General features: G+C 65.1%; 10 protein-coding genes. 3 read left to right on the plus strand and 7 right to left on the minus strand.

Annotated features, from left to right (window positions below; translation table 11 throughout):
• Positions 1-14: 14 nt before the first annotated feature.
• Positions 15-1,316, minus strand: coding sequence for an HlyD family secretion protein (locus tag E2I15_RS20400; RefSeq protein ID WP_170991629.1), 1,302 nt, complete (start codon positions 1,314-1,316; stop codon positions 15-17).
• Positions 1,317-1,505: 189 nt separating this feature from the next.
• Between E2I15_RS20400 and E2I15_RS20405 the strand changes: the two genes are divergently transcribed.
• The gene (locus E2I15_RS20405; RefSeq protein WP_137480565.1) at positions 1,506-2,147 is read left to right on the plus strand and encodes a TetR/AcrR family transcriptional regulator; all 642 of its coding nucleotides are present in this window, start codon (positions 1,506-1,508) and stop codon (positions 2,145-2,147) included.
• A gap of 48 nt (positions 2,148-2,195) precedes the next feature.
• On the opposite strand, the gene E2I15_RS20410 is transcribed toward E2I15_RS20405, so the two are convergent.
• Both E2I15_RS20410 and E2I15_RS20415 read right to left on the minus strand, forming a co-directional pair.
• On the minus strand, positions 2,196-2,552 hold the full coding sequence (locus E2I15_RS20410; protein ID WP_137480563.1) for a hypothetical protein: 357 nt from the start codon (positions 2,550-2,552) through the stop codon (positions 2,196-2,198).
• 84 nt (positions 2,553-2,636) lie between these two features.
• Positions 2,637-5,570, minus strand: a complete 2,934-nt coding sequence (locus tag E2I15_RS20415; protein ID WP_137480561.1) for a cadherin-like domain-containing protein — start codon at positions 5,568-5,570, stop codon at positions 2,637-2,639.
• Between the two features lie 372 nt (positions 5,571-5,942).
• On the opposite strand from E2I15_RS20415, the gene E2I15_RS20420 reads away from it, so the two are divergent.
• Positions 5,943-6,785 (plus strand): GNAT family N-acetyltransferase, encoded by an 843-nt coding sequence (locus E2I15_RS20420; RefSeq protein ID WP_137480559.1) that lies wholly within the window; start codon positions 5,943-5,945, stop codon positions 6,783-6,785.
• 242 nt (positions 6,786-7,027) lie between these two features.
• On the opposite strand, the gene E2I15_RS20425 is transcribed toward E2I15_RS20420, so the two are convergent.
• Both E2I15_RS20425 and E2I15_RS20430 read right to left on the minus strand, forming a co-directional pair.
• Complete coding sequence (locus E2I15_RS20425) at positions 7,028-9,700, minus strand: flavin-containing monooxygenase (protein ID WP_137480557.1); 2,673 nt, start codon at positions 9,698-9,700, stop codon at positions 7,028-7,030.
• 260 nt (positions 9,701-9,960) lie between these two features.
• The gene (locus tag E2I15_RS20430; protein WP_016845816.1) at positions 9,961-10,665 is read right to left on the minus strand and encodes an SDR family oxidoreductase; all 705 of its coding nucleotides are present in this window, start codon (positions 10,663-10,665) and stop codon (positions 9,961-9,963) included.
• Between the two features lie 140 nt (positions 10,666-10,805).
• Here E2I15_RS20430 and E2I15_RS20435 point away from each other — a divergent pair, with 140 nt between their 5' ends.
• Positions 10,806-11,624, plus strand: coding sequence for an ABC transporter substrate-binding protein (locus tag E2I15_RS20435; RefSeq protein ID WP_137480555.1), 819 nt, complete (start codon positions 10,806-10,808; stop codon positions 11,622-11,624).
• On the opposite strand, the gene E2I15_RS20440 is transcribed toward E2I15_RS20435, so the two are convergent.
• Positions 11,598-12,296, minus strand: coding sequence for an ABC transporter permease (locus E2I15_RS20440; protein ID WP_016845814.1), 699 nt, complete (start codon positions 12,294-12,296; stop codon positions 11,598-11,600). The two genes, E2I15_RS20435 and E2I15_RS20440, sit on opposite strands and share 27 nt — an antisense overlap.
• Positions 12,297-12,371: 75 nt before the next feature.
• Positions 12,372-12,749 carry a response regulator gene (locus E2I15_RS20445; RefSeq protein WP_016845813.1) on the minus strand — a complete coding sequence of 126 codons (378 nt, stop codon included), beginning with the start codon at positions 12,747-12,749 and terminating at the stop codon, positions 12,372-12,374.
• Positions 12,750-12,771 lie beyond the last annotated feature (22 nt).

Raw genomic sequence — 12,771 nt, forward strand, 5'->3', positions numbered from 1 at the left:
GAAGCTTCAGGACATCACTGCGGATGGATCATCATCGGCGCGTCGAGATCGGTTTCGGCATCGGCGTCCGCCGCGCCCTCGCGGGTGTCGACGGTGGTGTAGACCGACATGCCGGCGCGCAAGAGGCCCTGCTTGGCGACGCTGGCCGGCACGCGAATGCGGACCGGCAGGCGCTGCACGATCTTGGTGAAGTTGCCGGTGGCGTTGTCGGGTGGCAGCAGCGTGAACACCGAGCCCGCTGCCGGCGAAATGCTGTCGACGAGGCCGGTGAACTTGCGGAAGCCGTAGGCGTCGACCTTGATCGTCACCCGCTGCCCGGTGCGGATGCGCTTGAGCTGGGTCTCTTTATAGTTGGCGTCGATGAACACGCCGTCGAGCGGCACCACATTGCCGAGCCGCTGACCGACATTGATATAGTCGCCGGTGTTGACCAGGCGGTTGGAGAAGGTGCCGTCGACCGGCGCGCGGACATTGGTGAATTCGAGATCGCGCTCGGCCTTGGCGAGCTGGGTCTGCAGTTCGGCGAGCTGGGCGCGGGCCTCGGCCTGCTGCGCCTTGGTCACCTCGACATTATCCTTGGCGGCATCATAGGCCGCCTGCGCGGATCGCACGCTGGCCGCGCCCTGGTCGCGGCCGGCCTCCGAGACTTCAAACGTAGCACGCGAAGCAAAACCCTTGGTGCTGAGCGCCTGCTGGCGATCGAAATCGAGATCGGCGCGCTTCAGGCCGGCCTGCGCCGACGCGAGCTGGGCCTGGGCCTGCTCGACCGAACTCACCGCCGCCGCAACCTGGCGGCCGATGCGCTCGATCGTCGCCTGCTGGGTCGCGATCCGGGTGCGCGCGGCATCGACCGCGATACGGTAGTCGCCGTCATCGATCCGGAAGATCACGTCGCCCGCGCGCACCAGCGCGTTGTCGCCGGGCAGGATCGCCGCGATATGGCCCGCGACGCGCGCGCCGAGCATGGAGTTGTTGGCGCGGACATAGGCATCGTCGGTCGAGACGTAGAAGCGCCCGACCATCAGATAATAGGCGGCATAGCTTGCGGCGGCGAGCGCGAGCAGGCCGACGATGCCTATCAACACGAATTTGCGCTTGCCGGATTTCGGCGCTGGCGCCGCAGCAGGCGCAGCCGCCGGCTGCTCGGGCGCAGACGCGGGCGGCGCCTCCGCGGGGCGCTTGTCGCCGGGACCTTTGGCTTCATCAGCCCGGCCCTGCTCGCCGAGATCGGCGGATGCATCGCGCGTGATCGCGTCCTCGGCCATCCCAGGCTCGGAACGAACGATGCGTGCAGCCTGATCCCGTGCTGCGGCCATAGCCGAGGCTCCCCACAAAAAATCTTGACGCGCGCGATGGCGGAATAAGGGCCGTGCGGCGCATCGTCACTGTCAAGATACCATTGACCGAACGGTTCGGTCAATCTATATTCCCACCTGCCAGATTATAGGGCTTCGATTCTTCCCTTTCCCACTCTGGGTTGAATTCTTTCCTTGGAAGCTAAATCAATGGTTGCAGCGCCCCAAACCTCCGTCCAGTCCGTCGGCGAGGAGGAATCGTCGAAACGCCGCCAGATCCTGGACGGCGCCCGCAAGGTGTTCCTGGAGCTCGGCTTTGACGGCGCGAGCATGGGCGAGATCGCGCGCGCTGCCGGCGTCTCCAAGGGCACGCTCTATGTCTATTTCCCCGACAAGGCCGGGCTGTTCGCGGCGATCGTCGAGGAGGAAAAACTCGAACAGGGCAAGGTCGCCTTCAATTTCGATCCGGCGCGCGACGTCGACACCACCCTCCCCGAATTCGGCCGCGCCTATGTCGCGGTGTTGTGCCGGCCCGGCGGCGGCTCGGCGATCCGCACCGTGATGGCGATCGCCGAGCGGATGCCCGAGCTCGGCAGCCGGTTCTATACCCACGTCATCGCTCACACCGTCGACCGCTTCGCCGCCTATCTGGAGGCGCGCGCCGCGCTCGGCGAGCTCGTGATCGACGACTACCAGCTCGCGGCCTGGCAATTCATGCAAATGTGCCAGGCGACGCTGTTCCAGGCGTTCATCTTCCAGGCCAAGCCCTCGCCCTCGCCGGATCGGATCGCTGATGTCGTCGACAGCGCAACGCGCGTGTTCTTCGCGGCGTACCGGCCGAAGGTTAATTGATAAGGCTGTTTGATTGGGCCGATTGACAACTCGGCGCAACGGCAAGCCCTAACGCACGAGGATTGTCACGCGCGCGATTTCGCTCAACACAGCCGGCCGTTGACCGCCATAGGCACCGCTCCTCAGCACAGCCATGTACGATCCTGCCGCGCGATAGATGTGTGTGCGCGTGAAGCCGCGGATCGACGAGATCGTATCGTCGATACTGCCATCGCCGAACTCGAGCACGACCACGCCCTCCGGTATTCCCGGCCCGGTGCCGGAGAAGGTCACCTCGAGCGGCGCCGCGCCTGACACCGGCGAGGCGACGAGAGCACTGGTCGCATTCATCTGTGTCGTCGCGGTCATGTCGATCACGCCAAGGACGATGGCGGCGATAGCAAATAGTGGCGAACGCCACGTCATTTGAATTTTCCGATCATCCGCCCGCCGCAAGCAGATTGCGGCGGGCGGCCTTGTGAATCAAGCGGCAGGACTATTCCATCCGGCTCACACCAGATGGAAATCGCCCGCGTGCGCCTGCAACTGCGCCGTATGGATGCCGGCGAAGGTGATCGTATCGCCGAACGCGTCGGTGATGACGGCACCGGCGGCGGTGTCGGTCGCATGATTGGCGAGCATGTCGTCGACGCTGGTGAAGATCGACTTGTCGAGCTGCACGGCATCATTGTGCAGATCGAAATCGGTGATGACGTTGGTTCCGAAATGCGGGCGGAACAGGAACGTGTCCGGCCCGTTGTTGCCCGTCAACGTATCGCCGTCACCGCCGATCAGGACGTCGGGACCATTGCCGCCGATCAGGATGTCGTGCCCGGCCGAACCATCGAGCACGTCCTGGCCGTTGCCGCCATTCAGCGTCGTGTGGCTTCCGGCCTGGTAGTCGGCGCCGGGATTGAAGACGACGATGCTCAGCGTCGACGACGCCGTCGCACCATGGGGATCGGCTATCGTGTAGTCGAACGTGTCCTGCGCGACGATCTGCGACGGCAAGCCGCCGTTGTTGGCGACATAGACATAGCTGCCGTCGGCATTCAGCGTCAGCGATCCGTAGGTGCCCACCACGGTATGCCCGACATTGCCGGCGGCCCCGTCGACGGCGCTGACCACCAGGTGGCCCTGATCGTGAACGTCGGGATCGGTGTCGTTGGACAGCAAACCGTGCGACGCGTCGACCAGCGTGGACTTCTTGGCCGTGCCATTGCTGTCGGTGACCGCAATCGGCGCATCATTGGCGCCGTTGATGGTCAGGACGACATCCTGGGTGACGGCCCCGCCATGCGCATCGTCGATGATGACGGGCACCGTGACGATGAGGCTCTCGCCGACTGACAGGAAATCCAGATCCTTGTCGGCAATGCTGAAGCTCCAGTCGATCTTGCCTGCGTTGGTGTTGCCGCCCTCGGGCGTGATCGTAAAGGCGGCCTCGAGCGAGGCGATCTGGGCTGGCGTAAGCTCCGACGTGAAGTCGTGCGTCGCGTCCTGCCACGTCACCGTCTCGCTGGCGGTATCGATCGTCGCGCTCGGGCGGTCGTTGAGGTCAGGATCGGTGAACGCAATCGCACCGGAGGTCTCGTCCGGCGTCGAGCTCCCGGTGACGCCGGGCAATTCGCTGATCGTGCCGGTCAGATCGGAGAGTGCCGGAACCACCGACACGGGATCATTGGTGCCGGTGAAGACGACCGTCACCTGCTGGGTCGAACTGTCGCTGACACTGGAGCCGGTGTGATGATCGGAGACCGTGAGGTCGTAGACCACGGTCAGCGTCTCGCCGGTTGCCAGGAAGTCCAGGTTCTTGTCCGCCAGGTCGAACTGCCAGTTGAGCGTCCCGCTGGTGCCGTCGACGCCGATCGAATCGGTCAATGCGGTCGCGAGGGCCGCCTGGGTCGCGAGCGGAATAGTGGCCCCACCGGACCAGGTCGCGGAGTCGGGCGCGGCACTTGCGGTGTGGGTGTCGCCGACATTCGCATCGGAGAACGTCAGTGTGCCGAGCAACTCCTGCAGCGCAGCGGAATTGGTCGTGTCGGCCAATTCGGTCAGCGAATGCGGCGATCCCGGATCGGGCGACAGCACCGGCGGGCGATTCAGCACCTCGGTCTGGTTGAAGGTGCCGTCGGCAAACTGGAAGTTCTGGATGTTGGTGACGGTGTCCGTCCCGTCAGCTGATCCGCCGCGCTGGTCGGCGATCTGGATCGCGCCGCTGCCCAGCAGGGTCGCGATATATTGCAGCCTCGTTCCGCTGTAGACGACCGTGTTGGTGCCGCCCCTGCCGTCGATCGTATCGTTGCCGCCATTGCCGCGAAGCACGTTGTCGATGTCGTTGCCGGTCATCGTGTCGTTGCCCGAGCCGCCATTGGCGTTGTCGATCAGCGATGCCGTCTCGGTCGGGTTGTTCGGATCGATCAGCGCATTGGCGATGTTGCCGCGCGCGAAATATTCGGCACCGCCCGCCCCGTCATTGCCGAGATCGGCACGCTGCGCGTGCGCCGCGCTGGTGTCCAGGATGGTCCAGGCGCCGGGATTGAGGTCGACGGAGAGGTTGGTCGTGTAGTTGGAGAGGTCGTAGGTGTCGGTGCCGCCGCCATCCCACACCGTCATCAGCACGTAGTTGCTTTGCGGCGCGCCTTGCCCGACGCCGTCGATGAACTCCTGGCCGGTGAAGGAGCTCCAGGTGTAGATGGTATTGCCGTTATGCGCCGTGACCCCGTAGTTCGCGCCATACATGTACTGCAGCGCGGCGATGTCGTCCTGCATGTAGGTGGTCGGGTGATCGGGCGCGTTATCGCCATTGGTGGCGTTGTCGCCAGGAAACTGGCTGTAGGTCATCACCGAATATTCGTAGGAGTTGTGATCGGCCGGCAGCGCGGGGAATGTCACGCCGTGCCCGTCTTGCGTGACGTGGCCGTGCTTCAATCCGAGATTATGGCCGGTCTCGTGCATGATGCCGGCGGCATCCTGGAAGCTGCCGAGCACCGGGTTGGTGTAACCGCCGGTGACGAACCATGCGTCGCCTTGCGCGCCCATCGCGGAGAATGGCGCATTGCCGTTGTATCCAAGCTCCGGCGGATTGGCTTCCGCGGTGCCTGGCGCATTGCCGGGAACGTGCAACCCGGTGTGCGAGGCGACATTGCTGTCGTCGGTGTAGTTGATCTTGTCGGCGTTGGCGTAACGCAGCGTCGCGCCGGCGGCCGTTGTCTCCGTAAAGGTGAGATTGGTGAAGCTAGCGACATTGGCTAGTGCTGTACGCACCGCCGTCTGCTGGATCGCGGTGAACGCGCTGAAATTATCGATTTCCTGGTAGTTGTATTCAGCCGTGCCGGTGGGGAACGAAAACGTCAGATCCTGCGCGCCGCCTGAACCCCATTCCCATCCCCAGAGAATGCCATCGATGTCAGGGTTGCCGGACAAATTAACAACTTGAGTCATGAAAAAACTCCGTTTTGGGTGAAATCAGAAACGTCCCCAAATTCCGTTCAGTCGTCTTGCCGACGTACGCTGCAATCCTTTCTGCTGAGGGTGATTTCCAGTTTCGAGTTTTGCGACGCGAGGATCGTCGGATCGGCACTCACGTGCGTCGAGCCTGACGTCCACGAACCGCGCAGGAGATTGTTAGGCTTGCGGCAACAACAAGTCAAACGTGTTTCTGATTACAACAAAACCATAAATTGTTACGCGAATTCGTCGAAAACTTTCCGTGCGTCGCGTCACACTGTGTGGGCAGTCGTATTCTCCCGGAGTATTGTCGTCGCGCAGGCAGGGAGGCACGATCCGTGACTCCGTCACACGAGGTCGGCGTCGATGAGCGAGCTACGCATCCAGCACATGCGACCAGACGAGATCGCGCTCGCGGTGGACTGGGCCGCGGCGGAGGGATGGAATCCCGGTCTCGCCGATGCGCCCTGCTTTGCCGCCGAAGACCCGCAGGGCTTCTTCATCGGCGAGCTCGACGGCGAGCCTGCCGCGGTGATCTCCTGCGTCAATTACGGCGCACAATTTTCCTTCCTGGGCTTCTACATCGTGCGCCCGGATCTGCGCGGCCGCGGCCACGGCCTGAAGATCTGGAATGCGGCCATCGCACATGCGCGCCCGCGCGTGATCGGGCTCGATGGCGTGGTGGCGCAGCAGGCGAACTACCAGAAGTCCGGCTTCACGCTCGCTTACGCCAATATGCGGTTTGGCGGCACTGTCGCCGCACCATCTGCGCCGAGCGACGGCACAGTCGCGCTGACCGATCTGCCGATGGCGCTGATCGAGGCCGATGACGCCACGGTGTTTCCCGCACCGCGCCCCGCCTTCCTGCGCAGCTGGATCAATACGCCGGGACATGTCGGGCGCGCGCTGATGCGCGACGGCAGGCTGGCCGGCTGGGGCGTGATCCGCCCCTGCCGGACCGGTCGCAAGATCGGCCCGCTCGTCGCCGATGACCGTGCCGGCGCCGAGGCCATCCTGTCGGCATTGCTCGCGAGCACAGGCGACGGCGAGATCTTCCTCGACGTCCCCGCGATCAACCGCGACGCCGTCGCGCTGGCGCAAGACCTCGGGCTGTTACCGGTGTTCGAGACCGCGCGGATGTATACCGGCGCGATCCCGCCATTGCGGATCGATCGCGTGTTCGGCGTCACGACGTTCGAGCTCGGCTAGGGCATGACGCGACGACGTCGCACGGCAAGGATGCGGCGTTCCGTCGCGTCCGCACAAATTTCGGAATATTGGAAATGTGCCCCTGAGTTGCCCGACGTGTCAAGTCGCCTGGTCGAGCGCCAGCCGCCGCCGGCTACTTTGCATGGGGTTGTTTTCGATATTTTGGCGGAACGCCTCCGCGACAAGAGGTGGATGCCCGGGACAAGCCCGGGCACGACGCGCCACCTGATCACACTCCCGAACTAGTTCGCGGCCGCATTGACCTCCGGCGTCGCAACGTTGTCCTGCTCGATCTCCTCGGGCAGGCCAGCGAAGCGCCGCAGTGCCTTCGCCATCTTCACGCGGCCGGCGACGCCGGTGATGATGACGTCGACCATCACGAACGACGAGTGGAAGTGACCCTGCGCCTTGAGCTGCTCGACCTTGACGCCGGCCTTGGCGAGCGCGTCGCCATAGGCGATGCCTTCGTCGCGCAGCGGGTCGAACTCGCTGGTCGCGATGAACGCCGGCGGCAAGCCTTCGAGCCTGCCGCGCAGCGGCGCGACGCGCGGGTCGGTGCGATCGGCCGGCGAGCAGTACAGGTCCCAGAACCAGTACATCAGCCCGCGGGTCAGGAAATAGCTGGTCGCGTTGTCGACATAGGACGGCCGGTCGAATGTGGAATCCGTGACCGGACAGATCAGGAGCTGGCCCGCGATCTCGGGCCCGCCGCGATCGCGCGCGAGCTGGCAGGTGACGGCCGCGATGTTGCCGCCGGCGCTCCAGCCGGCGACCAGCAGCGGCCCTGCCCTGCCGCCGAGCTCGGCGGTGTGGGCCGCGATCCAGCGCGCCGCCGCATAGCCATCCTCGGCCGCGGCCGGGAAGCGATGCTCGGGCGCGTGGCGATAGCCGACGCTGACGATGATCATGCCGGTGCGCCGGCACAGGTCGCGGCAGAACGGATCGTCCGACATCTCGTCGCCGAGCACCCAGCCGCCGCCGTGGAAATACACCACGATCGGATGCGGCCCCGGCGTCGCCGGCCGGTAGAGCTTGTACGGCAGCGGACCGTCCGCGCCCTGCAGCATGCCGCTGCCCACCTCGCCGACCGGGCGGCCAAAGGGACGCCCCTTGTTGAACTCGGTGAGGAAGTCGCGCGCGCCCTGCGCGCCCATCGTCTCGAGCGGCGGCAGGTTCATCTCCGCCAGCATGCCGAGCACGAGCCGCACATCCGGCTGCAAGCGCACCACCTCGCCGTCATTGCACTGCTCGGCAACGCCGGGACCCGAGAGCTTGAAGCCGAGCATGCCGCGGTCGACCACCTCGTTGCAGATGCTGCGATACGGACCGACGCCGCCCGTATAAGGCATCACGCCCTGCGGCTTGCCGGGTACGTTGGCGCCCGTGTACCAGGTGTTGGCGAGCCGGTGCAGCGTCAGCGTCGCGCAGTCGGCCATGTGCCGTTCCCAGCCGGCTTGCGCGGTCTCGGTCGCTTCCATCGTGGTGAAGCCGGCGTCGCGCAGCGCGGCGATGCGGTCGACCACCCAGTCGACATGCTGCTCGATCGAGACCGCCATGTTCGACAGCACCGACGGGCTGCCGGGACCGGTGATCATGAACAGATTGGGGAAGCCCGCGACGGTGACGCCGAGATAGGTCTGCGGTCCGTGCGCCCAGACGTCCGACAGCGACTTGCCACCGCGGCCGGAGATCGGATGCACCGCCATGATGGCGCCGGTCATCGCGTCGAAGCCGGTGGCAAACACGATGACGTCGACATCGAAGCTGCGCTTGTCGGTTGAGATGCCGCTGGCGGTGATCGCCTTGATCGGCTCCTGCCGCAAATTCACCAGCGTCACGTTCGGACGGTTGTAGGTCGCGTAGTAGTTGGTATCGAGGCAGGGACGCTTGGCGCCGAACGGATGATCATGCGGGGCGAGCGCCGCCGCCGTCTCCGGATCCTTGACCACGGCGCCGATCTTTTCGCGGATCAGATCGGCCACCAGTCTGTTGCCGTCGACATCGACCGCCTGGTCGGCCCAGAGCTGGGTCAGGATGTGGACGAGGTCGCCCGCCGCCCACGCCTTCTCGAACCGCTCGCGGCGTTCGGCGTCGCTCAATTGCCAGCTCACCACGGTCTGCTGCGGATAGGGCACGCCGGCCATCGACCAGCGCGCCTGCTCGCGATAGGCGGCGCGGTCGCTCTCGAAATAGGTCTTGCGATCCTCCGGTGCCGGGCCGTTGCCCGCAGGCAATGCGAAGTTCGGCGTGCGCTGGAACACGGTGAGCTGCGCGGCCTGCTCGGCGATCAGAGGAATCGACTGGATGCCCGACGATCCGGTGCCGATCACGGCAACGCGCTTGCCCTTGAGATCGACGCCCTGATGCGGCCAGCGGCCGGTGAAATAGATCTCGCCCTTGAAGTCCTTGACGCCGTCGATCTCCGGCGGCTTCGGCGACGACAGGCAGCCGGTCGCCATGATGTAGTAGCGGCACGAGACGTTGGCGCCGTTGTTGGTTGCGATCTGCCAGAGCCCGGTCGCATCGTTCCAGGTCGCCTGCGTGACCTTGGTGCCGAACCTTATGTCGCGACGCAGATCGTAGCGGTCGGCGACGAAGCCGAGATAGCGCAGGATTTCCGGCTGGGTGGCGTATTTCTCCGACCAGGTCCAGGCCTGATCGAGCTCGGGATCGAAGGTGTAGCTGTAGTCGATGGTCTGGATGTCGCAGCGTGCGCCGGGATAGCGATTCCAGTACCAGGTGCCGCCGACATCGGCGCCCTCTTCGAGCGCAACCGCCGAGAAACCCGCCTTGCGCAACCGATGCAGCAGGTAAAGCCCGGCGAAGCCGGCGCCGACCACCGCAACGTCGACCTGCTGCGTGGCTCCGCTCTGCGTGGAGTCTGAAGCGCGTGCTGCAACTGCTGCGTCTGGCATGCCATTCCTCCCGTATGATTTGATTTGACGGAAGGCTAGCCCTGCGCTTTCGGTTTGTCATCACGACAAACGCAATCAGAGGTGGCCGAAATTATGACGCGCGCGGCCTGCAGCGCGCCGCGCAGCGCGTAGACGCAAGTGGTGACGACGCAATGGGGTACGAACGGGGCCACGCCTCAATGTCGTCCCGGCGAACATTTGGTGCCGCTTGTGAATCACAAGCTCAAATGCTCCTCGGGATGACGGGTTTAGCAGTTGGCTCAAATCGAGCGCATCAATCCGCCATCGACGCGGATGTTCTGGCCGGTGATATAGCCCGCGCCGTCCGAGACGAGGAAGCTGATGGTTGCGGCGATCTCTTCCGCCTTGCCGTAGCGCTTCATCGGCACGCTGTCGCGCCGCTCGTCGGTTGCCGGCAGGCTGTCGATCCACCCCGGCAGCACGTTGTTCATGCGCACATTGCTGGCGGCGTAGCTGTCGGTGAACAGCTTTGTGAACGCGGCGAGCCCGGCGCGGAACACCGCCGAGGTCGGAAACATCGCGCTCGGCTCGAACGCCCAGGCGGTGGAGATGTTGACGATCGCGCCCGACTTCTGCGCCTGCATGTGAGGCGCGACGAGACGCGTCGGGCGGATCACGTTCATCAGATAGACGTCGAGACCGGTGTGCCACTGCTCGTCGGTCAGTTCGAGCACACCCGCGCGCGGGCCGTGGCCGGCGCTGTTGACCAGCGCATCGATGCGGCCCCAGCGCGCCACCACGCCGTCGACGGCGCGCTTCAGATCATCGTTGGAACGGTTCGAACCGGTGAAGCCGAGGCCGCCGAGCTCCTTCGCCAGCGCCTCGCCCTTGCCCGACGACGACAGGATCGCAACGCGGAAACCATCGGCCGCGAGGCGCCGCGCCGCCGCCGCTCCCATGCCGCTGCCGCCCGCGGTAACGAGCGCGACCTTCTCTGCTGCCATGATCCGATATCCCTTCTTGATGCTTCGTTCGGGGCGACCCTAGCACCGCCGATCGCAGCGCGCGACATCGCGCCAGCTTTGCGTCACCAGACGAAATGCGGCAAGGTGACCGACATCGTTCTCCGATACGCAGCATTCACATGACATCGTTCGTTCGAAACCTCCTCATCGCCGCCGCGCTGTTGTTCGCGGGCCCGACGCTCGCGCAGACCCGGTCCATCATCGTGGCCTCGACGACATCGACCGAGCAGTCCGGCTTGTTCGGCTATCTTCTGCCGCGCTTCTCGGAGGCCTCGGGCATCGCCGTGAAGGTGGTCGCGGTCGGCACCGGACAGGCGCTCGACATCGGACGGCGCGGCGATGCCGACGTCGTGTTCGTGCATGATCGTGTGGCCGAAGAGAAGTTCCTGGCCGAGGGCTTTGCGACCAGGCGATATGACGTCATGTACAACGACTTCGTCATCGTCGGCCCGAAGGCCGATCCGGCGCATATCGCCGGCGACAAGGATGTCGCGGACGCCCTGCGCAAGATCGCCGCGACCAAATCGGCCTTCATCTCGCGCGGCGACCACTCCGGCACGCACGAGGCCGAGCTGCGGCTCTGGAAAGCGGCCGGCGTCGATCTCGGCTCAGCGAAGGGCCAGTGGTATCGCGAGATCGGCCAGGGCATGGGTCCGGCGCTCAACATGGCGTCGGCGTCGAATGCCTATGTGCTGTCCGACCGCGGCACCTGGCTGTCGTTCAAGAACCGCGGCGAGCTCGCCGTGCTGACCGAAGGCGACCGGCGGCTGTTCAACCAGTACGGCGTGATGCTGGTCAATCCGGCGAAGCATCCGACGGTGAAGGCCGCGGACGGCCAGGCCTTCATCGACTGGCTGGTCTCGCGAGCCGGGCAGTCGGCCATCGCCGGCTACAAGGTCGGCGGCGAGCAGCTATTTTTCCCCAACGCCGCGCACTAGCAGAAACGCAATCGTGCTGACGCTGACGCTCAGCGCAAGCAGGATGACGCCAAGCCCGAGGCCGAGCGCCAGCTCGCCCTTGCTGGTCTCGAGCGCGATCGCGGTCGTCATCGTTCGCGTATAGCCGCTGATATTGCCGCCCACGATGATGATGGCGCCGACCTCCGCGATGGCGCGGCCGAAGGCGGCGAGGAATGCGGTGAGCAGCGAGGCGCGGCCGAGCGAGAACACCAGCGCAAGGCTGCGCAGACGGGACAGGCCGTCGGTGCGAATCAGGTCGGCATATTCCGCCCACAGCAGCGCGACCGGACGATGCACCAGCGCAACCACGATCGGCGTCGCCAGGATGACCTGCGCCACCACCATTGCCGTCGGCGTGAACAACAGCCCGGCGAAACCCAGCGGTCCGGATCGCGACAGCAGGAGATAAAGCCCGAGGCCGACCACGACCGGCGGCAGGCCGAGACAGGCATTGGCGAGCACGATCACCACCTGCCGCCCTCGAAACCTCGATATCGCAAGCCAGCCGCCGATCGGCGCGCCGATCAGCAGCGCGAGCAGGCTCGCCAGCAGGCTGACACGCAACGACAATGCGACGATCCCGAGCAGAACCGGATCGCGACCGGCTATCAGGGAAGCTGCCGCCGTGATCGACTGTGCGAAGTCATTCATGCCGGCCTGGAAGACACGTTTGCCCCGTACAACCTCCGCACCGCCAATTTCGCGGGGGCGATCAATCGCTGAGGCCTAGGCGGCATTCTCGAGCAGCTTCGCCACGGCCGCAACCAGTTCATCGGGCGAGAACGGCTTGTTCAGCAGCACGCTGTCCGGCACGCCTCTGGTCGGCCACTCGTCGCCGCCGCCGCCGGTGATGTAGAGCACCGGGAATGACGGATCGATCTCGCGGGCGCCGCGCGCCACACGCCAACCGTCGAGCCGGCCGAGCAGGCGAATGTCGGTGACCAGTGCGCTGTATTTGGTGCGGAACGCCTTCAGCAGCGTCAGGGCTTCCTCGCCCGAACCTGCGATCGCCGGCTCATAGCCGCCGTCCCTCAGGGCATCCTCCACCATCATCTGAAGATCACGATCGTCTTCGATGACGAGAATGATCGGCGCGTCTTGCAAAGTTATCCCCCAAACAATCAGC

The organism is Bradyrhizobium sp. BR2003 (assembly GCF_009720285.1).
GTDB lineage: Bacteria > Pseudomonadota > Alphaproteobacteria > Rhizobiales > Xanthobacteraceae > Bradyrhizobium > Bradyrhizobium elkanii.

Excerpts from the sequence above, each read along its gene's own strand:
- E2I15_RS20400 (WP_170991629.1), bottom strand. The coding sequence starts at position 1,316 with ATGGCCGCAGCACGGGATCAGGCTGCACGCATCGTTCGTTCCGAGCCT.
- E2I15_RS20405 (WP_137480565.1), top strand. The coding sequence starts at position 1,506 with ATGGTTGCAGCGCCCCAAACCTCCGTCCAGTCCGTCGGCGAGGAGGAA.
- E2I15_RS20410 (WP_137480563.1), bottom strand. The coding sequence starts at position 2,552 with ATGACGTGGCGTTCGCCACTATTTGCTATCGCCGCCATCGTCCTTGGC.
- E2I15_RS20415 (WP_137480561.1), bottom strand. The coding sequence starts at position 5,570 with ATGACTCAAGTTGTTAATTTGTCCGGCAACCCTGACATCGATGGCATT.
- E2I15_RS20420 (WP_137480559.1), top strand. The coding sequence starts at position 5,943 with ATGAGCGAGCTACGCATCCAGCACATGCGACCAGACGAGATCGCGCTC.
- E2I15_RS20425 (WP_137480557.1), bottom strand. The coding sequence starts at position 9,700 with ATGCCAGACGCAGCAGTTGCAGCACGCGCTTCAGACTCCACGCAGAGC.
- E2I15_RS20430 (WP_016845816.1), bottom strand. The coding sequence starts at position 10,665 with ATGGCAGCAGAGAAGGTCGCGCTCGTTACCGCGGGCGGCAGCGGCATG.
- E2I15_RS20435 (WP_137480555.1), top strand. The coding sequence starts at position 10,806 with ATGACATCGTTCGTTCGAAACCTCCTCATCGCCGCCGCGCTGTTGTTC.
- E2I15_RS20440 (WP_016845814.1), bottom strand. The coding sequence starts at position 12,296 with ATGAATGACTTCGCACAGTCGATCACGGCGGCAGCTTCCCTGATAGCC.